The sequence below is a fragment of the Photobacterium frigidiphilum genome, assembly GCF_003025615.1.
Lineage (GTDB): Bacteria > Pseudomonadota > Gammaproteobacteria > Enterobacterales > Vibrionaceae > Photobacterium > Photobacterium frigidiphilum.
In genome coordinates this window covers 61,389-87,273 of the sequence record NZ_PYMJ01000013.1, presented here as the reverse complement: position 1 = coordinate 87,273, position 25,885 = coordinate 61,389, and the positions used below count along the sequence as shown (strand labels likewise).

Here is a 25,885-nt window from a genome sequence, read left to right as displayed (position 1 = left end):
AAACAGGACATATAACTTCCTTTGAATTCACATCGGTAAAGTAACCGCTTTTGGTTTTTAAGTTCCTTTTACTCTATGAGACGAGAGGGACAACTCAGTGCAAAGAGATAGAAAAATGACAATTGAAAATATTAGTGTAAATAAGTCTTTTGGTGGTTGGCATAAACAATACAGCCATTACTCAAATATCTTAAATTGCACTATGCAGTTTGCCATTTTTTTGCCACCACAGGTTGTATGTGGAAAAAAGGTACCAGTGATTTACTGGCTTTCTGATGTGTCCTGCACTGACGAAAATTTTATGCAAAAAGCGGGTGTACAGCGCCTTGCTGCCGAACTTGGGGTCGCCATTGTGGCACCGGATACGAGCCCAAGAGGTGATGATATTGTCGATGATGTAGATCATGGCTTAGGTCAGGGGGCTGGCTTTTATGTTAACGCAACGCAGGCACCATGGAATCGACATTATCAGATGTATGATTATGTGGTTGATGAACTGCCAGAATTGATTGAAACACATTTTCCGATAAATGAAAAAAGTGCGATTTCCGGTCACTCAATGGGAGGGCATGGAGCACTGGTAATAGCAATGCGCAATCCAGAACGCTATCAGTCAGTATCTGCATTTAGTCCGATCAGTAACCCGATGGATGTGCCTTGGGGACAAAAAGCATTTACGGCTTATCTTGGTCAAGATCGTGAAAGCTGGGCGAGCTATGATACTTGTGCTTTGATGCGTAAAGCCAAACATTTTGTGCCAGCACGGGTTGACCAAGGCGAGAGCGATGGCTTCCTTGACGATCAGCTCACGTCCAAGAAATTGTCTGATGCCGCTAAAGCAAGTGGATACCCACTAGAGTTAAATCAACATGTAGACTATGACCATAGTTACTACTTGATCAGTAGCTTTATTGAACAGCATTTACGTTTTCATGCGAGTCACCTAAATCAGTAAAGCCTTTCATATTGCTATGTACTAACTTTTATCCCGCCGGGTGTATGCCCGGCGGGATTTTTTATTTGTATTTCTATTTATTGCTGATTGCTTTTTATACTTTGTTCTTTAGCATTGTTTCATTTTGGTAATAGTCATTTGATGAAACAGCGGATTATCATTTCATTTGGTATCAATATAATACCCACATCACATAATTGCTCGTTGTTATGACGAGTTATCAGATTTCCAAACGCCAACAGACTGGCGTTAAAATGGTAGAGCATACTATGTCAAAAATTGTTGTTGTGGGAGGCGGTGCCGCAGGTCTAGAGCTGGTAACTCGTCTAGGTAGAAGCTTTGGTCGTCGCGATACTCATGAAATTATTCTGGTTGAACCTTCCACTCACCACTATTGGAAGCCTCGTCTACATGAAATCGCTGCGGGTACCTTTGATGCTGAACTGGATGCGGTAAGTTACTTACAGCATGCCCGTTGTAATGACTATCAGTATGTTCAAGCTGCGATGTCAAGTTTAGACCGAACAACGAAGACACTCCAATTACGCAATGAAAATGGTGCAGAATCTTTGCTTGATTATGATTATCTAGTGATTGCTGTTGGGGCTGTGAGTAACGACTTTAAAACACCAGGTGTAAGTGATCACTGTCTGTTTCTTGATTCCTCGTTGCAAGCTCAACTTGCTTGGGAGCAAATTAATCCGTTACTCAGGGCGGAAGGTAAGCACCATTTATCTATTGTTGGTGCGGGTGCTACAGGGGTGGAGCTAGCGGCAGAGTTGGCTAAAGTCAGTGCTAAGTTGCAACGCTATCGTCATGGCTCAGAGCTAGCTATTACCTTAATAGAAGCATCTGATCGAGTATTGCCTGCTGGTCCTGAATGTATGTCAGAAAAAGTGCAAAAAGCGCTCGAAAAGCAAGGGATAACAGTGCGTACTAATACCCGAGTGCAACGTGCAGAAGCTGGAAAATTAGTGACTGCAGAAGGGGAAATAATTGTCGCTGATCTACAAATGTGGGCGGCAGGGATCAAGTGTGCTGAGTGGTTAACTCAGTTAGATGGACTCGAAACCAATCGCTTAAATCAGCTCAAAGTTGATGCTAACCTGCAATCGACACTTGATGATGCAATCTTCGTGTTGGGTGATAGTGCGGAATGTCCACAAGCGGATGGCTCGTTTGTACCACCACGAGCACAGGCAGCGAATCAAGCTGCAGGACATCTGGCACGCCAGTTTAAGCGTTTATTAAAAGGGAAGGCGCTAAAACCTTTTATTTTTAACGATGGTGGTATGGTGATTGCGGTAGGGCACGATTACGCCGTGGGCAGCTTGATGAATAATAAACTGATCTTACGTGGCCGATTTGTTCGCAATCTTTACGATACGATTTTCCGCCTGCACCAACAGATCTTATTTGGCTGGGGGCGTGTAACGGCTTTAGTTTTACTAAAACGTATCAAGTGCGCGTTGAATCCTTATTACAAAGGAAATATTTCCTAAGGCTACTTTAATACTGCTTTAATTATTGATGGCAGCGTCTAAAAGCCAGAATACGTCATTCTGGCTTTCTCATATAATCTGTGTGCTTAAACTGCAGTTTGACTCTGCTTTCTTATTTGCTTCCTTTTCTTTCTTTTCGAGAGAGATCTCTTCAACTCGTTGAATCAAAAAATCTTTAAAGTTTGCACAACGGGCGGGCATATGCTTTCTGGGTTTAAAATATAAACTTAATTCAAATTCGCTGCTGATATAATTATTCAAAATGGGGACTAACTTTCCCTGTGCAACAGAACGCTGAATTAGGCTGTAAGGTAAATACGCAATTCCTCCGCCTGCGAGTGCAATATTTTTAAGTATTTCGCTGTCGTCAGCTTCTACTGTTTGCGATATTTCAACCGTGTTATATTCCCCATCTTGTTCAAAAAACCATTTATTACCCCCTACTAGCGTGGTGGCATACAAGCATAAATGTTTTGTTAAATCATGGGGGTAAATAGGTTCGCCGTACTTTTTGATATAGCTTGGAGAGCAACAAACGGTAAGAGGTTCACGTAATAAGGTGCGTTTAACCAGTAAACTATCTTTATTTTGAAAGCCACGATAAGTTGCGTTTGCACGAATCGCGAAATCGACATCATGTACATGATCGACATCGAAAGCTGTTTCAATTACAACAAAATTAATAAAAGGGTTCTCATGAACATATTCACCAATAATCTGGCTTAAAAAATGTTTTGCAAATAGGGGAGTACTTGCAATTTTAATTGTCCCTTTATCTTCATTACTTAAATTTTGAACTTCATTGAAAACATCATTAATTTGGTTGTTTATGGTGCTAAATTGCTCAAACAAGTGCAGACCTGCCTGAGTTGGGCTTATTTTTCGTGTAGTACGTTTTACTAAGCCTACGCCCATTTTTTCTTCGAGTTCATTTAACCATCGGCTTCCTGCTGATGCTGAAATACCATACTGCTTTGCCGCTTCACTTAGTGACCCACTTCTGACGACATGCAAAAAAAAGACAACCTTGTTGAGCATTTAACATCCTGTTTAGTAATGGTACTGAGATCAATTTATTTGTATGTACTATGTATATACTTATATCAAATTTATTCTATGCACGCTATTGCAGATGTGTTGCGCTATTCAGTTTCGATATTGCAAAGCAGTTTTGCACCTTTGGTGGTAATCATTTGGATTTAATCATTTAAAATGAACCAAAAGGATCTTTAGTGCATAGGCACTTACTGTGTTGTTAGATTTCGTTGTGTATACCAAAGTGTGCATCAACAATGCTTTTTGATTGATATTAAAAGGGAATAAAATCATGTTAACTAATAAAGTTTGTATAGTGACTGGTGGTGCTCAAGGAATTGGACGTAGTATTGTAGAAACCTTCGCACAAAATGATGCAAAAATGGTTTTTGCATGCGATATGAATGCGTCAGTAATGGCAGATCTTGAATCAGCATACAACAATGTGCGTGCTTTAGAGCTCAATGTATGTGATAGAAAATCTATCGGTGTGGCAATAGCAAGTATTAAGGCCGAATTTGGTCATATTGATGTGCTGGTAAATAATGCAGGTATAACGCGTGATAACCTTATTGATAAAATGACCGAAGAAGAATGGGATATGGTGGCTGATGTGAACCTGAAAGGGGTTTTCAATATGACACAAGCTATTGCGCCCATTATGATTGAAAATGGTATTGGTTCTATTATTACTATGTCTTCAGTTGTGGGTACTGATGGCAATATTGGTCAGAGTAACTATGCGGCAACCAAAGGTGGTGTTATCGCCATGACGAAAGGTTGGTCGAAAGAATTTTCTCGTAAAGGGGCTCAGGTTCGCGCTAACTGCATAGCACCTGGCTTTATCGAAACGCCAATGACCAAAGATTTACCAGAAAAAGTCTTGGATTACATGACAAATAAAACGCCACTTAAACGAATGGGCAAACCAACAGATATAGCGGAAGGGGCATTGTTCCTTGCGAGTGAACGTTCATCATTTATCACAGGGCAAACCTTGAAGATCGATGGTGGCCTAGTGATTTAATAATAATAAAAGTAACGATGTGCTAAAACTTTAAGCAGGCTTATCACCATAAACCTGCTTTTTTTATATCTAAAAAATGAAGAATATACTATTTGTTACTAATCATAAGCAGAAACTGGCTACATCTTTTTGACACTGTCTCGTTCTACTAATGTGGGCTCAAGTTGGATAATTAGGTTAGTTTCACGTTGGCTTTGAATTTTATCAAGTAACGTATCGACGGCTTGTTGACCCAACCGGTGCTTGGGCTGATGAATAGTTGTTAACGATGGCGTTATGTATTTAGCCAGCTTGATATCATCGTAACCCACAATGGAGATATCGCTAGGTACAGAAATACCTTTTTTATTGGCAGTATTAATGACGCCCATTGCCATCATATCGTTACAAACGAAAAGTGCTGTCGGTAAACGGCCTCTTGCGTAGAGATCTTCAAATGCTTTTTCACCACCTTCACATTCGAAATTACCCGATGCTATCCAACTTTTGTTGATTGTTAATCCAGCTTCTTCCATTGCTTGAACAAAACCAGACAAGCGTTGCTGAGCCGGTAATTTGTCTAATGGGCCGGTTAAACAGCCAATTTGAGTGTGACCTTGAGCAATAAGATGACGGGTTGCTAAATAGCCACCGTGATGTGAGTTGTCTTGAATTTTATCACTTGGAAAATCAATAGGGCCCCAGTCCATGACAACGGTCGGTACTGGCTGGTGACGAGCGAATAAATTGAATTCTTCATTGTCGACTTCGCTGCACATTAAAAGCAGACCATCTACCCGCTTTTGTAGCAGGGTATCAAGGTTGGAATGCATGCGAGCTATATCGCCTTCGGTATTACAGAGAATCAGGTTATAGCCGTGTTCATAGCACCGACGTTCAACACCTTTGACTACTTCACCAAAAAATGGATTTGTTGAGGTGGTGACGAGCATACCAAAAGTACGTGTATTTTTTACTTTTAAACTACGAGCCAGCGCAGAAGGTGCGTAGTTCAGCTCGTCTACTGCGGCTAATACGCGAGTCGATATATCTTCACTGACAAAGCGTGTTTTGTTGAGTACGTGGCTGACTGTTGAAGTAGAAACCCCCACATGTTTTGCAACATCTTTAATTGTCGCCATTAAACTCTCCCTGACTCAATGTCTGATCGCAGCTTACTACTTAAAACATAAACTTAACGTAATACCAACCTAAATAAGTTTATGAGCATTTACTTATCCAAGTTGGTATAAATACGCGCTGCGATTCAGATTTAATTGCTATTTAGCTGTGCTCAGTAAGAAATCGTTCTACTTCACTTAAGTGTGGAATAGATGTTTGAGCACCCATACGTGTTACTGAAATTGCAGCGGCTGCATGTGCAAAACGGATTGCGTCATCCATTTTACGACCTGCTTGTAAACCAGTTAATAAAGCACCATTGAATGTATCGCCAGCACCAGTTGTATCTGTAGCATCAACACGGAAACCTTCAACTTGTTGGCCTTTACCGTCTTGGCTAATCCAAACCCCTTTACTGCCCAATGTGATCATTACACATTTGATCCCTTTGGCATGAAGTGCATCAGCCGCTTGTTGCGCAGATGCCATGTCTTCGACTTTTATGCCTGTTAGCAGTTCAGCTTCAGTTTCATTGGGCGTAATCATATCAACAAGTTGCAATAAGTCATCTGTTAATGGTTGCGCTGGTGCAGGGTTTAATACTACTTTTGTACCAGATTGTTTCGCAATTGTGGCTGCAGCTTCAATGGTTTCTATTGGTGTTTCTAATTGCATGAGTAACGTATTAGCATTGGCAATTAAGGCGTGATGAGGCTTAATACGTTCAGCGGTTAAGCACGCATTTGCTTCAGCTGAAATACAAATGCTGTTCTCACCCGTAGCTGCAACTTGAATCATCGCAATACCTGTCGGCATGTTTTCTTCAACCATTACTGCTTCGGTATTCATCCCTTCATTGGCAAATGCTTCTAACATTTGGTGACCAAAACTGTCGTCACCGACACTCGCGATAAAGGCAATGTCTGCGCCTAAACGAGCAGCAGCAACGGCTTGGTTTGCCCCTTTGCCGCCAGGAATAACACAATAGCTGTGACCGTGTAACGTTTCGCCTGGGCGAGGAAAAGAAGCAACCTGAAGAACATGATCAGCGTTAACGCTACCTAGAACAACTAACTTATTCATACAAAACCTTTCTTATTGTGTTCTTTACCAAAATATATGGGTTAATACTGCAATATCAGGCAGACATTAAACGATGTATTCTGTTCTGTGGGGAAGTAAGTGTAAGAAAGAAGAGTATCTAGAAACGCATTCCTAGATACTCACCATGGTATTGATTACTCAGTAATCACTTTTAGAGGTACAGGAATGCTTTTCTCAACTGATTCCCCTTTTAGTACCTTGACGGCTGTTTCGACACCAAGAGCACCAATTAGACTTGGCTGTTGGGCAATTGTCGCGCCAAGCATTCCGCGTTTAACCGCAGCAAGGCCATCTTCAGTACCATCAAAACCAACAATCAGGATATCTTTACCAGACGCTTGAACAGCACGCAGTGCACCGAGTGCCATTTCATCATTTTGTGCAAATACCGCTTGAACATCAGGGTTTGCTGCTAGCAAGTTTTCCATAACGTTAAGACCTTTAGTACGGTCAAAATCAGCAGGCTGGCTACTTAGCAGATCCATTTTGTAGGTATCTACAGCTTGCATGAAGCCTTGACCACGTTCACGTGCTGCAGACGTACCAGCGATGCCTTCAAGTTGGATAACGCGCGCTTTTTCGCCCACTTTTTCCATGATGTATTTACCCGCCATTTCACCACCAGCAACGTTATCAGATGCAATGTGGCTTACGACTTCACCACGGCTTGCACCACGGTCAAGTGTTAGTACTGGGATATTTGAACGGTTCGCCATACGAATCGCGTTCGATACAGCATCTGAATCGGTTGGGTTAATCAAAATGGCTTTCACGCCACGAACCGTCAGATCTTCAACGTTAGACAGTTCTTTGCTTGGGTCATTCTGAGAATCAAGAACAATCAGGTTGTAGCCCAGCTCTTTTGCTTTCGCTTCAGCGCCTTCTTTCATGGTGACGAAAAATGGGTTATTAAGCGTAGAAACAACCATTGCCATAGTGTCTTGCGCAGATGCAGTCGTACTGAAAGAGGCCGAAAGAACAGCAGCAGAGATTAGGGTTGCTAACTTTTTCATTCTATATTCCTTATATATTTCGGGTCAGTTTGTTAGGCACAATAAACAAAGGGTTGGGGGTGTTTATTGTGCCAATACTCAGAGGTTTATGTTTTCGAATTACTTATTTTTATTATCTACCAGTACCGCAAGCAAGATTACCACTGCTTTTGCAATCATTTGGTAGTATGAAGACACGTCTAACAGGTTTAGTGCATTGTTTAAGAAGCCGATAATAAGCGCACCAACCAGTGTGCCCATAATGCGACCTTTACCACCAGCAAGGCTGGTACCACCCAATACTACAGCAGCAATCGCATCCAGTTCGTATCCCATGCCAGCGGTTGGCTGAGCAGATGAAAGACGAGAGGTTACAATGATGCCAGCAAGGGCTGCTAACAGGCCACAGATAGCGTAGACGCCAATCTTGACGCGATCTACGTTAATGCCTGATAAGCGAGTTGCTGATTCATTACCGCCCAGTGCGTAGATGTAACGACCGAAGCGAGTGTGATTCAATAAATACCAGATTGAAGCGAATACAATAACCATTAGCCAGATAGGAACAGGAATACCCATTGCGTAACCTGTACCGAACCATGCAAAGCCATCTGCTACCTCTGTAAAGCCAGTAGAAATAGGGCGACCATCGGTGTAAACCATGGTGACACCACGCAGTAATGTCATGGTTACTAAGGTGGCAATAAACGCTTGTACCTTACCTTTGGCTATAATGACCCCGCTGATAGCACCTAAAGCAGCACCTGCTAGTAGGGCTGTAGGTACAGCAATGATGGCTGGAATTTCAAGACCAATCATAGTGGCGGCAAATGCACCACAAAGTGCTAATACAGACCCCACACTGAGGTCGATACCTGCGGTCAAAATAACCAGCGTCATACCTACTGCGATAATGGCATTGACTGAGGTTTGGCGAAGAATATTTAAAATGTTGTCGACAGTAAAGAAGTTGGGGTTAAGAAAAGACACAACAACAATCAATAAGATCAATGCGATCAGTGACTTTTGTTCAATTAACCATTCTTTAGTGAACAGCTTTTTACCTAGTTTGTTTTTTGGATCGTCTGTTTTGGTCATCGCGTTGCTGCTCATGCTGCTACCTCGTTGTTCTGCTCGATGGTTTTACCTACCGCGCAGGCCAGTAATTTTTCTTGATCGGCATCGGTTGCCATAAATTCACCGCTGATACGGCCTTCATGCATCACCATGATGCGGTCACTCATTCCCAGTACTTCTGGCATTTCAGAAGAAACTAAGATGATGCTCATGCCTTCAGCTTTAAATTGGTTGATGAGTTGATAAATCTCTTTCTTTGCCCCTACATCAACACCACGGGTTGGCTCATCCAAAATTAAGACTTTCGGACGGGTCATTAACCCTTTGGCGATGGCGACTTTCTGTTGGTTACCACCAGAGAGGTTGCCAATGATTTGATCACGGGTTGGGGTTTTGATGTTGAATAAGCGGATGAAATCTTCCACCGCTGTCACTTCTTCGTAATGATTCAGCTGAACACCTTTAGAGAGCTGCTCGAGTGAACATAACGACATGTTCTCTTTTACCGATAATCCAAGTACCAGCCCATCACCTTTACGGTCTTCCGATATATACGCAATTCCGTTCGCTAAGCCATCTTGTGGGGTTACAGGGTTAATGGTTTTACCGTTAAGTTTTATATCGCCTGATTCTCGCTTTAGGGCACCGTAAATCACTTTCATTAATTCGGTACGACCGGCACCCATTAAGCCTGATACACCTAAAATTTCACCGCGATCCAGTTTGAAGCTGACATTATTGACACCAGCACCAGTCAGATTTGTTACTTCAAGGCAGGTTTCACCGTGGCGCACATCAATACGAGGGTATTGCTCATCTAAGCGACGGCCTACCATCATTTCGATCAAGCCATCTTCATCGGTATCGGCTACAGCGCGTTCACCAATGAATTTTCCGTCTCGTAATACGGTAATGTCGTCGCAGATTTCGAAGATTTCTTTTAAGCGGTGCGAGATATAGACAATGCCACAACCTTCGTCACGCAACTCATTAATCACTTTAAACAGCGATTCAGTTTCGGTATCTGTTAGTGCATCGGTTGGCTCATCCATAATGATGACTTGAGATTTGAAAGATAAGGCTTTCGCAATCTCGACCATTTGCTGCTCACCAAGGCTTAACTCTCCCAATAACTGGCGGGAGTGGTGTTTTACGTTCAAGCGCTTAAGTAGAGCATCGGCTTCACTGAACATTTCTGTCCATTTAATGCCACCAAATGCATTGGTTTTTTCTCGGCCAAGAAAGATATTCTCAGCAATGGTTAATTCAGGGATCAGGTTTAGTTCTTGGTGAATAATACTGATACCAGCTTCTTGAGAGTGGCGAGGACCATCAAAGTTAACGACTTTTCCTTGATAGCGAATTTCACCCGCATCCATCGCATAGATTCCAGTTAAGGACTTCATAAGCGTCGACTTACCGGCACCATTTTCACCCATTAAAGCCATTACCTTGCCTGGGTAAACATTCAAACAAGCATTATCTAGCGCTTTTACACCAGGGAATGCTTTTTCAATGCCTTTAAGTTCTAAAATTGGCTGGTTCATGTCAGTTCCTTGCGATTATTCCGAGAGTAGGTGTGTTAAAAGACAACACCTGATTGGAAAATTACGTTCGCATAAGGTGTACATTCACCTGTGCGAATTACAGCTTTACTATCTTGCGTATGCACTTTAAATGCTTCGTGGCTCACGTAAGACAAGGTGATTTTTTTACCGCATAACAATTCTTCATTACGAATCAGTGTAACCAAGGCTTGGTGTAGGTCTGGGCTTACTTGAGCAAATTCTTCGGCCATAACAACGCCTTCGATTTGCATTTCGCCCAATACCGCCTTAACGGTATCGATGAAAGTTGGCACGCCAGGTATTAAAGCCAAATCGATACGCTGCGCTTCATCAGGAATCGGTAAGCCAGCATCACAAATTGTGATCTCATCAGTATGGCCGAGAGTGGCAACAACGTAAGACAATTCAGCGTTGATGAGTGCGTTTTTTTTCATGGGTTACGCCTTAATTATTCGTCATGGTGATGCTTAAAGTATGTTGCCAGCCTTGGCGGTAAATCCTTTTCAATCGCGTTTTTTGTTCATCGAAACGATTACGCAAACGTTTCGATGAGTGAAATGTAGAGTTAAATTGGATGTTTTGCACTTTTGTTTGTTACAAAATGTGATTCAGATCAGAACAAATATGCTTAAACTGAATAAATGGAGTTATGGATCACACGCGTTGATTCTGTAAGGGGAGATAAGTGCATCAGAAATGGCTATAACGGGTTATTAGATCGGTTTTATATCAAATGAGGTATGGTCAAAAGAAGAACGGAAGTTGTCACTATTACGTTACAAGATGGCGATGAATGTAGATTCATCTTTGTCAGTGTTTTGTAAAGCTTTGCAAAAAAACACGAATACCTTTGAATTCATAGATGGAAAAGACTTACCATCACAATCCTTAACAGTTCTTGAATGGAATGCAGTTTGTCATGATCGCTTTGTCGATGAATACATGGTTTTTTCTATTATCGCTTGCTCCTGTGTCTGTCATCGCATTTTTATTCTCGTTGAAGACAAAAAAGAAATGGTTAATGCGCATTTCTATGGTCGGTATGCTTATCTCTGTGGTGCTGTTAGGTATTTTGCAATATGAAGACTACAAGCATTTTACCGACTGCCTATTGGAAGGCAAAAACTACAGCCCACCGTTGCAAATGTGTGTTTTAGAGTTCCCTAATTAATACCAAGCTGGATAAGTTAATGCTCCACTGAGCATTAACACATGGTGGCAATAATCACTTGAGTTGAATGGAAGCATGCATAGATCTGCGTATTGATGTTTGTGTTTGTTTCAATGAGGTTATCATTATCGACTAATGCACATACTTCATCAGACTCACCTAAACCAACCGTAATTTCTGCTGATGTCTTATCCCGGTTAATCGCTTTTATAGTGCCTTTCAACTGATTATCGTAATCAAGTTTTGATGCTTGCTCGTTAAAAACAGTGATGGATGGCCCCTTGATCAGCGCAACCACATCTTTCCCAATAGCTAACTGTAGCCTCACTGTACTGCCATGCGTGATCGTGGCAGAAATACGATGCTTACCAGCGAGTTGAATAATGACTAAATCATGTAATTCATAGCGTTGAATATCACAGATTGTGCCAAACAATTGATTTCGAGCGCTCGTTTGCAAAGAAAACTTCGACATAATACCCAGCAAACTATGGAGTGGGGCATTTTCATCGTTGAGTGCTTTTAAGCCCATATCTTGAATCTTATCGAGCAACTCATACATTTGTACTAATCGTTCTCCAAAATGCGTTAAGGCAGCCCCACCACCACCTTTTCCCCCTTTCTCACTGGTGACCAGTGGTTCTTGCGATCGACTATTCATGTCTTTAATCGCATCGAAAGCGGCTTTATAACTGATACCTGCTTGTTTAGCTCCTTGGCTAATTGAACCTGTAGCGTGCACTGCCTTGAGCAAAGCCACACGTCGGGGATTGGCAAAGGTTTTACCGTTTGTAGAAAGGGTAAGAAGCGCGTCAAAATCCATCATTGCTAAATGTGTACCTTTGATTAAAAACTAGAGCTAAATCAGAACGCTAAGGTTCAACTTGGCGTAAAGTATACCGCACAATGTATAAAGCAATTATTGTTTTATGTCTAAGCTACCTTTTAGCGAGTAACAACCATGCAAAATATTCTCTTTATTCTGAATGAAGCGCCGTACGGTTCAGAACGTTCTTTCAATGCATTACGGTTAGCAATCAATTTAAACGAACAAGAGTATGAAGCAATACAATTGCAGATTTTTCTTATGTCAGATTCTGTAAGCTGCGCGTTAGTGAAGCAGAAGCCAAGTGAAGGTTACAATATTCAGCAAATGCTGGATATTTTATTGGCGCAAGGTGCACAAGTAAAACTGTGTAAAACATGTACCGATGCGCGTGGTATGACTGATTTACCTTTGCTCGAAGGGGCAGAAATTGGCACGCTGGATGATTTGTCTTTATGGACATTGAATGCCGATAAAGTGGTTAGTTTTTAAAAGAAAAGCCTCAAAGCATTTTGCAATGCAATGAGGCTATCTTTTTAGCTTCTTGTTTCTAATTATGTTTTTGTTTACTTTTTTGAGCGTGACTTTATTTTTCTTATCAATTACTTGCTTATCAATTTACCGCTTATCAATTCTTCTTTTATCAATTCACTGTTTATTAATAGATTAGTAGGCACCTTGGCTTAACAATCTATGTCATTTTTAATATTCAGTTGGCTTTATTGAATCAATAAAGAAAACTTTATAGGCTTTGTAGAGCTCATGAATGTCAAACTTAGAGGAAAGTTCAAACGGTGAATGCATTGAAAGCAGTGCCGCTCCTGCATCTATGGTATTAATGCCATAATGCGCCAGATATTTAGCCACGGTACCGCCACCACCTTCGTCGACTTTGCCTAATAAGCCTGATTGCCACTTGATTTCTTTATCATCAAACATGCGGCGTAATGCAGCGACATACTCGGCATCAGCATCGTTTGAACCCGCTTTACCACCGTGACCTGTGTATTTGGTTAAAACCAAGCCATAGCCTAGCTTCGAGGCATTTTGTACATCATGAACCGATTCAAATAATGGATTTAAGCCAGCATTTACATCTGAAGAAAGAGCATAAGATTGCCATAAACAACGACGCATCATTTGATCGTTATATTGATTACCAAGTTGGCGTATAAGAAGTTCGCCAGTAAAGTATTCAAGATAGCGAGATTCGAGCCCTGTTGAACCTGACGAGCCAATTTCTTCTTTATCCACTAAGAAGCAGACTGCAGTTTGTTCTGGTACTGCAATATCGAAAATCGCTTCTAATGATGTAAAAGCACAAATACGATCATCTTGGCCGTACGCGCCTAATAAGCCCCCATCGATACCGACATCGCGAGCTTCACCTGCGGGTACAAGCATTAGTTCAGCAGAGATAAAATCTGGTTCTGAAATTTCATATTTTTCAAATAACTTGGTTAAAATATGATGCTTCACTTTGTCTTTAATTTTGTCGTCATTCACTTCCATTGGTATAGAACCAACAATAATCTGCAGTTCTTCACCTTTTAGGACTTCTGCTGCTGTACGCTCGCGCTGTACTTTTTTATCGAGGTGAGGCAATAAATCTGGAATGGTAAAGACAGGATCTTGAGGATCCTCACCGATGACGATATCGACATTTCGTCCTGACTTGGTTGCAACAATGCCATGCAATGCAAGAGGGCGTGAGGCCCATTGGTATTTCTTGATCCCGCCATAATAATGGGTACGCATTAACGCGAGTTCACTCTTTTCATATATCGGGCTAGGTTTTAAATCTAAACGAGGTGAATCAATATGAGAAACTACATAACGAATACCATCACTGATTGGTTGTTTACCTACAACAACTAATGCGACGTTCTTTTTACGGTTTACGAAGTAGACTTTATCGCCAGGGTTTAATTGTTTGAATTCAGAGATGGGACGAAATCCCTTTTCTTCGGCCTGTTTAACACAGAGTGCGACGCATTGACGCTCAGTTTTTCCTTTATTCAGGAAATGTTTATAGTCTTCACAAAATTGATTGATCTCATTAATACGATCTTCATTGAGGTTAAGCCAGCCATTGGTATATTGCAGCGTTTCCATTGCTTCACTCCGAAAGTTATCGATGTTTTCGGTGGGGAGGTTAGCATTAAGGAATAAATTTAAAGTGTGAGCATTATCGTTTTATTTAATAAAAAAGCACACTTTTAAAGTGACTTGTTTATCAATAGTGAAATATTGCTTTTTATAACCAGGTTAATTAAAGCTTAAGCTTTTAATTTACATCCAAATAGATATTTACAAGCATTAACTGCGCTGTGAATAAGGCATTTATTGGAATGTTGACAGCGTAAAGATGTACATCAAGTCTGATCAATATCATGAGTTATGATGATGTTTTAATCTTTTATTTCATGTTTCACTGGTTTTTATTTTCCTCTCTATATCTCTTTTTATATTAGGGTATATTTTTTAATTTTTGGTATTAGTAAATCTAATCCAAAAGTGTGAGGTTTTAATTTTGGACATTAAAAATTAGTAAGCTTAAAAAAACAAACAAAGTCATTTCTAATTTTAGAATTATATTCTATCGCATTTATGCATAAACCCATTAACAAAAATAACACATAACTAACTATAAATTAAGGGGTTATGAAACATATAGTGTGAAGGTATGTATATCGTTATGCGCTGAATGTCATATTTTTTGTCTTTTTATAGGGTTTTATTCTGGAGTCGGATTTTGGTCACAAAAAAACAGTGATTACTATTTATAATCACAATTCTTGGTAAGAGGTTGGTGTGTAGTCAATAAAATCGATACGAAATTAATATTAAAGCTAGAGGGATATCGTTAGGTGTTAGTAACGTTTTCTTATGTGTATTGAATATTATTCTTCGTTTTGAATATTGTGTGAAATATTATTCACCAGTTTTAATTTCGGGTTGTATTTAATGGTTAGCTTAATGTCATGTCGAATGCTACTACCAATACTTATTTTTTTGATGATCGAATTCGGTGAAGTCATTAAGCAAAAAACTTAATGCTTCTATTAAATTAGGCTTTAAATTAAAACCGGTGAAGGTATGTCTGAGCTTTATGATGTAATTATTATTGGCGGTGGTGCTGGCGGAATGTCAGCCGGTGTTTATGCTGCTCGTGGCAAAATGAAAACGCTTATTATTGAAGAAAAACGTAAAGCGGGTGGTCAAGCAGCAACAACTGATGAGGTGGAAAACTATCCGGGTATTCTGTCTGCTACGGGCCCAGAGTTAATGGATGCATTCCGTGCTCACTGTGACAAATTCGGCGTTGAATTCACTAAAGGTATTGTGAATAAAATTGACGTTGCTGATGATGGTTACCTAAAAACCTTAACCACCACTAAGGGTGAAGTATTTCAGGCAAAAAGCATCATTATTGCCACTGGTGCCTCGCCATTGATTCTTGGTGTACCGGGTGAAAATGAATTCCGTGGTAAAGGTGTATCGTATTGCGCAACCTGTGATGCTGACTTCTTCGAAGAACTGGATATTGTGGTTGTTGGCTCGGGTAATACCGCTGTTGAAGAATCCCTTTTCCTCACCAAGTTTGTCAATAAAATCACCATGATTGTACGTCGTGATCACGGTATTTTAGCAGCAGATCGCACCGCTCAAGAACAAGCTTTTGCTAACGATAAAATCAATTTTGTATGGAATTCAGTATTAGACGAAATCACTGGCGACGAGCTAGTGAATGGCGTCAATGTGAAGAACATTAAAACTGGTGAGATCAGCCATATCGAATCTGATGGTGTATTCATGTTTGTCGGTACAGTGCCTAAAACTGACTTCATTAAAGGGCAGGTTGACTTGAATTCTCATGGTTACATTGTGACCAATGATAAGCAAGAGACCAATATTCCCGGTATTTATGCTGTCGGTGATGTGACTGAAAAATTCTTGCGACAGGTCGTTACTGCTGCGGGTGATGGTGCAGTAGCTGCTGTTGCTGCCGACCGTTACATTGAAGAAGAAGATAACTGGCGTAAAGCAGTTGTCGATTTTGATGGCACCGCATTGGTTGCATTCTGGGCGCCACAAAACCAAGACAGTATTGATGTTATCAATCAGCTAGAGACACACAATAAAGGTCAAGCTGGTAAGAACGTTGTCACAATCGATATCTTCAAAAATCAGAAAATTGCTAAGCAGTTTAATGTATCTGAAATACCGGTTGTTATTCGATTCGACGCTGGGCAGGAAGCCAAGCGTGTAAATGTTAAGGATCTAAATGAGTTAGAAACTTTGTATTAAGGAAAAGCAATGATCGAACTTACCAAAGAGAATTTCGATTCTGAAGTCAATGTCGATGGCATTGTGATGGTCGATTTCTGGAGCGAAAGCTGCGTACGTTGTAAAGAGCTAATGCCCGATGTGGTTGAAATGGAAGCGAAATACAGCGAGCAAATGAAGTTCTGTAAATTGAACATTCAAGGTAATCGTCGTTTGGCTATGGCACAGAAAGTGATGGGTTTACCTTCGTTTGTGTTTTACAAAAATGGTGAGAAACAAACGCACCTTTCTGGTGAAGAATTAGAAGTTGAAGATATTGTGAATGCTATTGAAAGCTTTGTTTGTGAACAAGCATAGTCAGTAATAACTCATAAAATCAGCAGCTTGTAAAAATGGGGTTGTATCAAGCAATTGACTACAACGTAAGTTAGTAATCTGTAATCCTTCGGAGTTAACGATGCTCAAAGATAAGAAAGTTATTATCTTAGGAGACAGAGATGGAATACCAGGACAGGCAATCGAAGCTTGTATTAAGTCTGCTGGTGCCCATGTTTTGTTCTCTACTACCGAGTGTTTCGTCTGAACCAGCGCAGGTGCTATGGATCTGGAAAACCAGAAGAGGATCAAAGGTTTTGCTGAAGAGTTTGGTGCAGAAAATATTCTCATCGTACTTGGCGGCGCAGAAGCGGAAGCTTCAGGCCTTGCTTGTGAAACCGTAACCAACGGTGATCCTACTTTTGCCGGTCCGTTAGCCGGAGTCCAGTTAGGACTCTCTTGTTATCATGTGGTTGAGCCGGAAATAAAAAATAATGTTGATGCTGACGTCTATGACGAGCAGATAGGCATGATGGAAATGGTACTTGATGTTGATGCAATCATTGCAGAGATCAAAGGGTATCGTGAGCAATTTGGGAAGTATGTTTTAGCAGAAGCTGAGGTGTAATTGTGAATAAAGAAGTGTTTGCTACCAAAACAGCGATCATTCTTGGAGACCGCGACGGCATACCTGGTCAAGCAATTGAAGCTTGTATAAAGACCACCGGTGCTCATGTTGCTTTCTCTACAACAGAATGTTTCGTCTGAACTAGCGCAGGCGCAATGGATCTTGAAAATCAAAAACGGATTAAAGCACTCGCCGACGAGTTCGGCGCCGAGAATGTAATAGTTATTCTTGGTGGTGCAGAAGCAGAAGCTTCTGGGCTCGCGTGTGAAACTGTCACCACAGGTGATCCGACTTTTGCAGGACCATTGGCGGGAGTCCAGTTAGGACTTTCTTGTTACCACGTGGTTGAAGACGCAATAAAAGAAGCTGTCGACCCAGCTGTTTATGAAGAACAGATTGGGATGATGGAAATGGTACTGGATGTAGATGCGATTAAAGCGGAAATGCAACAATACCGCGAAGAACCCGTAGAAGCATAAAGGCCACATCGAGCTGATAAGTCAGCTTGATATCTTCTCATCAATACCGATTCGAGTCTGACGACAGGCTCGAATCTCATATCCGGCTCGGATGCAGGAGTGACAATGGGATACGCAGTTATTAAAGGGGTGAGCTATGTATTGGCTCATACACCTGATATCTTGATTAACAATGGCTCAGCACAAGTTGCTGCTCGTGCTAAAAATGATCCTCAAGATAATTATTTAACCAATATAGGTACACACCTTCGTCCATTTTCTGACGTCGTGAGTTACCCCGCAAACCAATGTTATATCGGCAATATTACTCCCCAACAATTATCTGATTTACCTCAGCCTTGGTTTGATATTAAAGAATCAACAGCTGCAGAAGGCAAATACGGCGAAATTTACTCGCAAGAACATTTCTACGCCATGTTAAGCCACGTTGATGTGTTTAATTTGGTGTGCTTTACCGCTGAATTTATTGAAAAGTACCACAGCCAAGTTTGTCATCACGCCTTATACGGCGATACTGATTTATTAGCGGGTCATCAGCTGATTACGCGTGATGAAGTACTTGCTTTACATGAATCTCACCAAGCTGAAGTGTTAATGCTTAATGGTGAAATTATCGGTTGTGTGAAAGCTGCACACGATGAAGATGAAAACCTTTCTGCCCATATCATGCTTGAAAATCTATGTACCAAAGCATCAGGTGTCATGTCTGCAATGAACCTGAAACGCCAAGGCATTGATGTGGCTGACATCGACTACATTATCGAATGTTCAGAAGAAGCATGTGGCGATATCAACCAACGTGGTGGCGGTAACTTTGCTAAAGCGATTGGTGAAAGCGCGGGTTGTGTTTTGGCAACGGGCTCAGATGTGCGTGGTTTCTGCGCAGCACCTGCTCATGCAATGACATTGGCCGCTGCACTCGTGAAAGCGGGTATTTTCAAAAATGTCATGGTTGTTGCTGGTGGTGCTGTTGCCAAATTGGGCATGAACGGCCGTGACCATGTGAAAAATAACATGCCAGTGCTAGAAGATTGCCTTGCCGGTTTTGCTTGTGTCGTCAGTGAAAATGACGGTGTTAGCCCAATGATCAATACCGACATTGTTGGTCGCCATCAGATTGGTACGGGTTCATCACCGCAAGCTGTGATGACTGCATTGATTGCTAAACCGTTGAAAGATGCGGGCATGGCAATGACAGATATCGATAAATATTCTGTTGAAATGCAAAACCCAGAAATTACCAAACCCGCAGGCGCAGGTAATGTACCTGAGTCTAATTACAAAATGATTGCCGCGTTAGCTGTGAAAGAAGGACAGCTAGAGCGTACGCAGTTACTTGATTTTGTAAAAGAGCATGGCATGACAGGTTTCGCACCTACACAAGGTCATATTCCATCGGGCGTGCCTTTCTTAGGCTTCGGTCGTGACATGATCATGAGCGGCGAAATTAATAACTTCATGATGGTTGGTAAAGGTAGCTTGTTCTTAGGTCGTATGACCAACTTGTTCGATGGCTTGAGCTTTGTGGTTCAGAAAAACACTGGCAAACAAGCTGCGCAATTCGATGAAGCACAAGTGAAGCAAATTGTGGCGCAAGCAATGCGTGACGTTGCAGAAAACTTACTTAACGCTAATAAGTGATTGGAGGTTGTTATGCAAAATGCCAATCAACAAGGCAATCAAAACATAAACCAACAACTTTCCGATACCTTTAGTGCGATGGCTGATGGCTTATTGTCTGGGCAATGTGATCGTAAAACCCGTATTGGCTTAACGCTTATTGGTAGCGAGTTAGGTGAAGCTGAATTGCTTCATGGTGCGCAACTTGTATCACGTCAATATAGCGATATCGAGCTTGTCTTAATTGGTGGTGATCAAGCGGGTGCGTTTGAACATCATCCAGCAAGTAATTTAACTGAATGTCATCAAGTGATGGAACAGTTATTTAGCGATAAACAAATTGATGGTTGTGTGACGCTTCATTATGCCTTCCCGTTAGGGGTGAGCACGATGGGCAAAGTTGTTACACCTGGTACTGGTCGTGAAATGTTTATCGCTTCAACTACCGGTACATCAGACACGAATCGCCAAGCTGCGTTGTTAAAAAATACTATTTACGGTATTGCATTAGCGAAAGCGAGTGGTATTGAAAAACCAAGTGTTGGTGTGTTGAATATTGACGGTGCAGCCCAGTGTGAACGTGGCTTAAAAGAGCTGCAACAGGCTGGTTATGATATTCATTTTGCTGACTCGTCTAGGGCTGATGGTGGTATTGCAATGCGTGGTAATGATTTATTACGCGGCACACCGGATGTCATGGTTACAGACAGCTTAACCGGCAACTTACTGATGAAGATGTTCTCATCTTTTACCACTGGCGGTAGCTTTGAAGCTTCTGGCTTTGGTTATGGACCAGGGCTGAGCAAAGATGGCTGTGCTGATGGGCAATTAGTTAGCATTATTTCACGCGCTTCTGGTGCTCCTGTTGTTGCTGGCGCAATCCGCTTATGCGCAGATGCAGCAAAGGGAGAGGTAATGAAGCGAGTGAATGAGGAATGGGAAGCTGCATCATTAGCTGGCATTAATAACTTAGTTAATAAATACAAGCAACCTGTTGCTACTGACACTAAATCAGATGTTAAGGCTGATGTTATTGCCCCACCTGAAAAAGTGACAGATACCGATATTGGCGGCATTGATATTTTAGAGATTGAAGATGCTTGTCAGGTGTTATGGAAAATGAACATTTTTGCCCGTACGGGTATGGGATGTACAGGCCCCATTATTCTGGTCGCCAAAGAAGATAAAGAAGCCGCTAAAGCCAAATTGGTAGAAGCGAAATATTTATAAGGCTTTATTTAGCGATAAACACACTAGATAAAGCATTAGATAAAACGCGATAAGAATCAAAACATACGCTGAGCGCAAAACATTGATTGAATTAACGGTATGCGCTCTTACCGTCCACTTCTAAGGAAATTAGAGATGACAGATAAAGCTGTGCGTCTAACGCAGATGACCAAAAAAGCAGGGTGAGCGGCCAAAATAGGCCCTAAGGCCATGGCGCAGGTTCTGCAGACCATTTCACCCCTGTTTCCCGAACAAGATTACCCTAACTTAATGGTTGGGCTGGCGGTAAGTGACGATGCTGCCGTTTATAAAATCAACGATGATGTTGCGGTTATTCAAACATTGGATTTCTTTACTCCAATTGTTGATGACCCTTACGACTTTGGTGCGATTGCTGCGGCAAATGCATTAAGTGATGTGTACGCCATGGGCGGACAAGTAACATTAGCGATGAATATTTTTTGCGTCCCAGTCGATCTTCCACAAGAGGTTGTTGGCCAGATACTGAAAGGCGGTGCGGATAAAGTCCGTGAAGCTGGAGCAGTACTGGTTGGTGGCCACACAGTGGAAGACGATGAACCAAAATTTGGTTTATCGGTTATGGGTATGATTCATCCATCAAAAGTGCAAACCAAAGCCGCTGTTGAAAGCGGAGATGTATTAGTACTGACGAAACCTTTAGGTACTGGCGTAATTTCTACCGCAGCCAAACGAGGCAAAGCGAGCCAAGAGTCGATTCAAACGTCAACCGACAGTATGAAAAAACTCAATCGCAATGCGGCTCAGATTTTTGTTAAGTACCCGATTAAAGCATGTACTGATATAACCGGTTATTCATTGCTAGGCCACGCCCTAGAAATGGCAGAAAAAAGCGATGTATGCATGCATTTCATTGCTGACCAAGTGCCGTTTTTATTGGGGGCAGAAGATTACGCAGCACAAGGTATTTTCCCTGGTGGCGCTAACCGTAACCTTGAAGCCTATAAAGATGATATTGAGTTTGCACCTGAATTAGATGAAAGCTGGCAACAAAAATTATGCTGCCCAGAAACCTCTGGCGGTTTGCTAGCAACAGTACCCAAAGATTGTCTCGAATCCTTATTACTTGAATTTAGCAATACTGGAGAATCATGTTGGGTGGTTGGATACGCCGAATCAGGAAGTGGCATCAAAGTTTCTTGATGTACCGCTTTTTGATACACAGATTGTGAAGGCGACAGACTTCCCCCAATGGACGCTTGTTTGGAGAAACAAATGAAACTCGAATTAGGCAATATTAATATTCGCGATTTGGCTTTTGGGTCAACCAGTGAAATTAAAGAAAACACGGTCGTAATTGATGAGCACGCACTGAAAGGTTACTTGTGTGAATTAGACCACCGTATTCGTTCTATAGAGCTAAGCATTGCAAAACCTGGTGATAGTACCCGTATTATGCCAGTGAAAGATGCCATTGAACCTCGTGTAAAAGTGTCTGGCGGTGGTGAGATTTTCCCAGGTCGTCATCTGGGTGAAGAAACCATGGTTGGTGAAGGTCGTACCCATGTATTAAAAGGTATGGCAGTGGTAACAACGGGTGAAATCGTTGGTTTCCAAGAAGGCATCATCGACATGAGCGGTCCGGGTGCAGAATTCACCCCTTTCTCAAGAACATTGAACCTAGTTATTCAATGTGAAGTGGAAGAAAGCTGTAACCAGTATGATCATGAAGCCGTTGTTCGTCTTGTTGGGTTAGAAGCAGGGCGTTGGATTGGTAAGTTGGGTGAGCACATTACACCTGATGAAATCGAAACGTACGAAACCAAGCCATTGCTAGAGCAAGCGGCACAACATCCTACATTGCCTAAAGTCGGTTACGTGTACATGCTACAAAGCCAAGGCTTACTGCATGATACCTACTACTACGGCGTAGATGTGAAAGGTATTTTACCAACATTGATGTACCCAACTGAAGTCATGGATGGGGCAATCATCAGCGGTAACTGTGTATCGGCTTGTGATAAAAACACCAGTTATGTACACCAGAACAGCCCAGTAATTTATGATTTATATCGCCACCATGGTGTTGATTACAACTTCATGGGTGTGATTGTGACTAACGAAAATGTCACATTACGTGACAAAGAACGCTCCTCTAACTTTGTGGTTAAGCTTGCTAAGCAAATGGGTTGGGATGCAGCAATCGTCAGTGAAGAAGGCTTTGGTAACCCAGATGCTGACTTAATGATGAACTGTTCAAAACTTGAAGCAGCAGGAATCCAAACTGTACTGTTAACCGATGAATACGCAGGACAAAACGGTGAAAGCCAATCACTTGCTGATTCACATAAGAGTGCAGATGCTGTTATAACAAACGGTAATGCTAACCAGCTAATTACGTTGCCAGCGATGAACCGTGTTATCGGTTATGATCGCTATGCAGATATCGTTGCTGGTGGCTTTAACGGAAGCTTACAAGAAGATGGTTCGATTACGGTTGAACTTCAAGCCATTATCGGCGCGACAAGCGAGTTAGGTTTCCATTTCCTAACAACCAAAGCCTGTTAAAGAGGATAGTCAGATGACACTTAGAGTTGTTTATTATTTGAACCAGTTTTTTGCCCAAAAGGGTGGCGAAGAAATGGCCCACATTCCAATGGAAGTGGTTGAAGGTTCTGTGGGTGTTGGTTCTCAAATCAATACGATGTTGAAAGACAAAGCAGAAGTCACGCATACCATTATTTGCGGTGATTCATACCTAAACGAAAATGAAAGCCTTTGCTGCCACAGCTTGAAAGAAATTTTGACGCAACTAAAGCCAGATCTTGTTGTTGCTGGTCCTGCCTTTAACGCCGGTCGTTATGGTATGGCTTGTGGTACGGTAGCGAAAGTTGCTCATGAAATGGGTATAAAAACTATTTCAGGCATGTACGTTGAAAACCCAGGCTACGAGTTATTTGGTCAATATGCTTATATTGCGGAAACAGGTAACAGCGCAGCAAGTATGCGCCAAGCTATTCCTGCAATGGTGAAATTGATCAATCGCTTTATTGAAACCGACGGTGAGTTAGGCGATCCTGCGGATGAAGGCTACATGCCTCGCGGTATTCGTGTGAACTACTTTGCTGAAAAGCGTGGTGCAACGCGAGCGGTTGATTTATTGATTGCTAAACTTGCGGGTCCTGAGTTTACGACAGAATACCCAATGCCGGTATTCGACCGTGTAGACCCTCAACCAGCAATTGGGCTATTAAGCCAAGCTAAAATTGCCTTGGTGACATCGGGTGGTGTGGTACCAAAAGGTAACCCTGACCATATCGAATCATCAAGTGCATCAAAGTACGGTGAGTACAGCATTGAAGGGTTAGACACAATAACGTGTGCAACACATGAAACAGCACATGGTGGTTATGACCCTGTTGCATGTAACGATAACCCGAACCGTGTTTTACCTGTTGATGTATTACGCGATATGGAACGCGAAGGTGTTATTGGTAGCCTGCACAACATATTCTACAGCACCGTCGGTAACGGTACTGCGGTTGCTAAGTCAAAAGAATATGGCGCAGAAATTGCGATGAAACTACAACAAGCAGGGGTGACTGCCGCTATATTCACCTCCACTTGAGGCACTTGCACACGTTGCGGCGCAACGATGGTTAAAGAAATCGAAAAAGTAATGCCTGTAGTTCACATAGCAACAGTAGTTCCTATCTCTAAAACAGTAGGTGCTAACCGTATTGTTCCAGCAATTGCGATCCCATATCCATTGGGTAACCCAGCGATGCAACCTGAAGAAGAGTTGTATAATCGCCGTCAAATTGTTGAGAAATCATTAGTGGCACTTCAAACTGAGATTTCAGAACAAACTGTGTTCTAAGTAAATGTAAATTATACAGTAGATAAAAAAAGACCTGCAGCTGCAGGTCTTTTTGTAGGTGTAGATTAAGAAAAAAAACATTCAAATCATAAAATGAAAAGACTTAGTCCAGATGTAAACCAAATGAACTCAAGCTTGATTTGATCAGCTGGCAATCAATAAGCTGGAAATCATTGCGTTTCTTTTCCTCGTAACGCTCAACAATGTTTGCTGATGTCTGTGTTAAATGATCGGGGTTGTTTTTACACAGCACTTGGTAGCGCTCAATCGCTTGTTCAAGCGTATTCAGTGATTGGAAATCAAGTTCGTCACTGGAATTACTTAATATAATACTTCGATAAGGCGTTTCATGCGGCTTTACGCTGCCAGCTAATGGGTGTGAAATTATTTTGGCACCAAGATGAATACGATCTCTAGCGACAGTTAACACATCATACAATGTGTTTTCTTGAGTATGATTGATACGACTGATCGTTTTGCAAACTAAAGGGTTGTTCGTAATTATTTCAAACTTATCTAATCGCAAGATTATACTCCTAATATATAAGTAACTTACCTTTAATTATAAAATATACGACGAGATATGTTGTGTTGTCATGTCTTGTTTTATATAAAATCGACGGATTTACACGCTGTTTTTTTAATGTGGTAACTATAATGATTGCTATGTGTTAATGGCTTGTTTTTGACAGTTTAAATCGGTGTTTATATGCAATGGCGAGTACATTAAGTCGCACATTAAAAATGTTACTCAGTAGGCTAAAATAGAAATAAAATCAGGCATTTACTATCTTTGGCTATGAAGTCACGGTTTTGTGTTTTATATCTTCTAAATCATCAGCTTAGTCTGTATATTTACCTCATCGAAATACGGAAGTGGATGGGGTCTGGTGGCCCTCCCGGTCTTCAAAACCGACGTGAGCTGAATAGGCTTTGGCAGGTTCGATTCCTGCTCCTTCCGCCAAATTTTTATAGTTTTAATTTTTACTATTTAAATAAAAAACCAATCAATTATTAAAATACGCATAGAGTAAAAATTATGTATATTTTATTCTTCCTAAAGAGGAGAGGTGGCATGGTGTAGTCTTAAATGACACCGTTCACAG

General features: G+C 41.5%; 24 protein-coding genes and 1 tRNA gene. 15 read left to right on the top strand and 10 right to left on the bottom strand.

From position 1 onward, the window contains the following. The first annotated feature begins 115 nt into the window (after positions 1 to 115). Together fghA and C9J12_RS14365 are read left to right on the top strand one after the other, a co-directional pair. Complete coding sequence (gene fghA / locus C9J12_RS14370; protein WP_107243342.1) at positions 116 to 955, top strand: S-formylglutathione hydrolase; 840 nt, start codon at positions 116 to 118, stop codon at positions 953 to 955. A 269-nt stretch (positions 956 to 1,224) separates the two neighbouring features. After that, the gene (locus C9J12_RS14365; protein ID WP_107243380.1) at positions 1,225 to 2,457 is read left to right on the top strand and encodes an NAD(P)/FAD-dependent oxidoreductase; all 1,233 of its coding nucleotides are present in this window, start codon (positions 1,225 to 1,227) and stop codon (positions 2,455 to 2,457) included. Positions 2,458 to 2,526: 69 nt separating this feature from the next. Here the strand turns inward: C9J12_RS14365 and C9J12_RS14360 are convergent, their stop codons facing one another. After that, positions 2,527 to 3,495, bottom strand: coding sequence for a LysR family transcriptional regulator (locus tag C9J12_RS14360; protein WP_107243341.1), 969 nt, complete (start codon positions 3,493 to 3,495; stop codon positions 2,527 to 2,529). A 289-nt stretch (positions 3,496 to 3,784) separates the two neighbouring features. On the opposite strand from C9J12_RS14360, the gene fabG reads away from it, so the two are divergent. Then, a complete protein-coding gene (gene fabG / locus C9J12_RS14355) occupies positions 3,785 to 4,519 on the top strand; it encodes a 3-oxoacyl-ACP reductase FabG (RefSeq protein WP_006229088.1) in 735 nt (244 codons plus the stop codon). 119 nt (positions 4,520 to 4,638) lie between these two features. On the opposite strand, the gene C9J12_RS14350 is transcribed toward fabG, so the two are convergent. The 6 genes from C9J12_RS14350 to rbsD all read right to left on the bottom strand — a co-directional run bounded on the left by C9J12_RS14350 (position 4,639) and on the right by rbsD (position 10,795). Continuing rightward, positions 4,639 to 5,640: a substrate-binding domain-containing protein gene (locus C9J12_RS14350; RefSeq protein WP_107243340.1), complete on the bottom strand. Its 1,002-nt coding sequence runs from the start codon at positions 5,638 to 5,640 to the stop codon at positions 4,639 to 4,641. A gap of 142 nt (positions 5,641 to 5,782) precedes the next feature. After that, positions 5,783 to 6,703 carry a ribokinase gene (rbsK, locus tag C9J12_RS14345; RefSeq protein ID WP_107243339.1) on the bottom strand — a complete coding sequence of 307 codons (921 nt, stop codon included), beginning with the start codon at positions 6,701 to 6,703 and terminating at the stop codon, positions 5,783 to 5,785. A 155-nt stretch (positions 6,704 to 6,858) separates the two neighbouring features. After that, on the bottom strand, positions 6,859 to 7,737 hold the full coding sequence (rbsB, locus tag C9J12_RS14340; protein WP_107243338.1) for a ribose ABC transporter substrate-binding protein RbsB: 879 nt from the start codon (positions 7,735 to 7,737) through the stop codon (positions 6,859 to 6,861). A gap of 99 nt (positions 7,738 to 7,836) precedes the next feature. Next, positions 7,837 to 8,829, bottom strand: a complete 993-nt coding sequence (gene rbsC / locus C9J12_RS14335; RefSeq protein ID WP_107243337.1) for a ribose ABC transporter permease — start codon at positions 8,827 to 8,829, stop codon at positions 7,837 to 7,839. Further along, entirely contained in the window at positions 8,826 to 10,340 is a 1,515-nt protein-coding gene (rbsA, locus tag C9J12_RS14330) for a ribose ABC transporter ATP-binding protein RbsA (RefSeq protein WP_107243336.1), read from the bottom strand. The genes rbsC and rbsA overlap by 4 nt, the downstream gene beginning before the upstream one ends. 35 nt (positions 10,341 to 10,375) lie before the next feature. Next, positions 10,376 to 10,795: a D-ribose pyranase gene (gene rbsD, locus C9J12_RS14325; RefSeq protein ID WP_107243335.1), complete on the bottom strand. Its 420-nt coding sequence runs from the start codon at positions 10,793 to 10,795 to the stop codon at positions 10,376 to 10,378. Positions 10,796 to 11,268: 473 nt separating this feature from the next. Between rbsD and C9J12_RS30960 the strand changes: the two genes are divergently transcribed. Next, positions 11,269 to 11,532: a hypothetical protein gene (locus C9J12_RS30960; protein WP_193944671.1), complete on the top strand. Its 264-nt coding sequence runs from the start codon at positions 11,269 to 11,271 to the stop codon at positions 11,530 to 11,532. Positions 11,533 to 11,566: 34 nt separating this feature from the next. Here C9J12_RS30960 and C9J12_RS14315 read toward each other — a convergent pair whose 3' ends face one another. Next, positions 11,567 to 12,358, bottom strand: a complete 792-nt coding sequence (locus C9J12_RS14315; RefSeq protein ID WP_107243334.1) for a TOBE domain-containing protein — start codon at positions 12,356 to 12,358, stop codon at positions 11,567 to 11,569. Between the two features lie 135 nt (positions 12,359 to 12,493). On the opposite strand from C9J12_RS14315, the gene C9J12_RS14310 reads away from it, so the two are divergent. Then, positions 12,494 to 12,850, top strand: a complete 357-nt coding sequence (locus tag C9J12_RS14310) for a DsrE/DsrF/TusD sulfur relay family protein (RefSeq protein ID WP_107243333.1) — start codon at positions 12,494 to 12,496, stop codon at positions 12,848 to 12,850. A 210-nt stretch (positions 12,851 to 13,060) separates the two neighbouring features. Here the strand turns inward: C9J12_RS14310 and C9J12_RS14305 are convergent, their stop codons facing one another. Next, positions 13,061 to 14,473, bottom strand: a complete 1,413-nt coding sequence (locus tag C9J12_RS14305) for an aminopeptidase (RefSeq protein WP_107243332.1) — start codon at positions 14,471 to 14,473, stop codon at positions 13,061 to 13,063. A gap of 984 nt (positions 14,474 to 15,457) precedes the next feature. Here C9J12_RS14305 and trxB point away from each other — a divergent pair. The 9 genes from trxB (at position 15,458) to C9J12_RS14260 (ending at position 24,779) form a co-directional block, all read left to right on the top strand. Further along, a complete protein-coding gene (trxB, locus tag C9J12_RS14300; protein ID WP_107243331.1) occupies positions 15,458 to 16,669 on the top strand; it encodes a thioredoxin-disulfide reductase in 1,212 nt (403 codons plus the stop codon). A 9-nt stretch (positions 16,670 to 16,678) separates the two neighbouring features. Beyond that, on the top strand, positions 16,679 to 17,005 hold the full coding sequence (gene trxA, locus C9J12_RS14295; RefSeq protein ID WP_107243330.1) for a thioredoxin TrxA: 327 nt from the start codon (positions 16,679 to 16,681) through the stop codon (positions 17,003 to 17,005). 100 nt (positions 17,006 to 17,105) lie between these two features. Continuing rightward, a complete protein-coding gene (grdA, locus tag C9J12_RS14290; RefSeq protein ID WP_081450071.1) occupies positions 17,106 to 17,591 on the top strand; it encodes a glycine/sarcosine/betaine reductase complex selenoprotein A in 486 nt (161 codons plus the stop codon). Positions 17,592 to 17,605: 14 nt separating this feature from the next. Continuing rightward, entirely contained in the window at positions 17,606 to 18,070 is a 465-nt protein-coding gene (gene grdA / locus C9J12_RS14285) for a glycine/sarcosine/betaine reductase complex selenoprotein A (protein ID WP_081450095.1), read from the top strand. A 105-nt stretch (positions 18,071 to 18,175) separates the two neighbouring features. Then, positions 18,176 to 19,711 carry a glycine/sarcosine/betaine reductase complex component C subunit beta gene (grdC, locus tag C9J12_RS14280; RefSeq protein ID WP_107243329.1) on the top strand — a complete coding sequence of 512 codons (1,536 nt, stop codon included), beginning with the start codon at positions 18,176 to 18,178 and terminating at the stop codon, positions 19,709 to 19,711. A 12-nt stretch (positions 19,712 to 19,723) separates the two neighbouring features. Continuing rightward, positions 19,724 to 20,920: a glycine/sarcosine/betaine reductase complex component C subunit alpha gene (grdD, locus tag C9J12_RS14275; RefSeq protein WP_107243328.1), complete on the top strand. Its 1,197-nt coding sequence runs from the start codon at positions 19,724 to 19,726 to the stop codon at positions 20,918 to 20,920. A gap of 135 nt (positions 20,921 to 21,055) precedes the next feature. Beyond that, the gene (gene selD, locus C9J12_RS14270; RefSeq protein ID WP_107243327.1) at positions 21,056 to 22,102 is read left to right on the top strand and encodes a selenide, water dikinase SelD; all 1,047 of its coding nucleotides are present in this window, start codon (positions 21,056 to 21,058) and stop codon (positions 22,100 to 22,102) included. Positions 22,103 to 22,174: 72 nt separating this feature from the next. After that, positions 22,175 to 23,467, top strand: a complete 1,293-nt coding sequence (locus C9J12_RS14265) for a glycine/sarcosine/betaine reductase component B subunit (RefSeq protein WP_107243326.1) — start codon at positions 22,175 to 22,177, stop codon at positions 23,465 to 23,467. Positions 23,468 to 23,480: 13 nt separating this feature from the next. Further along, positions 23,481 to 24,779, top strand: coding sequence for a glycine/betaine/sarcosine/D-proline family reductase selenoprotein B (locus tag C9J12_RS14260; RefSeq protein WP_107243325.1), 1,299 nt, complete (start codon positions 23,481 to 23,483; stop codon positions 24,777 to 24,779). A 103-nt stretch (positions 24,780 to 24,882) separates the two neighbouring features. Here C9J12_RS14260 and C9J12_RS14255 read toward each other — a convergent pair whose 3' ends face one another. Then, a complete protein-coding gene (locus C9J12_RS14255; RefSeq protein ID WP_107243324.1) occupies positions 24,883 to 25,305 on the bottom strand; it encodes a GrdX family protein in 423 nt (140 codons plus the stop codon). A 346-nt stretch (positions 25,306 to 25,651) separates the two neighbouring features. On the opposite strand from C9J12_RS14255, the gene C9J12_RS14250 reads away from it, so the two are divergent. Then, positions 25,652 to 25,743 (top strand) — tRNA-Sec (locus C9J12_RS14250). Positions 25,744 to 25,885 lie beyond the last annotated feature (142 nt).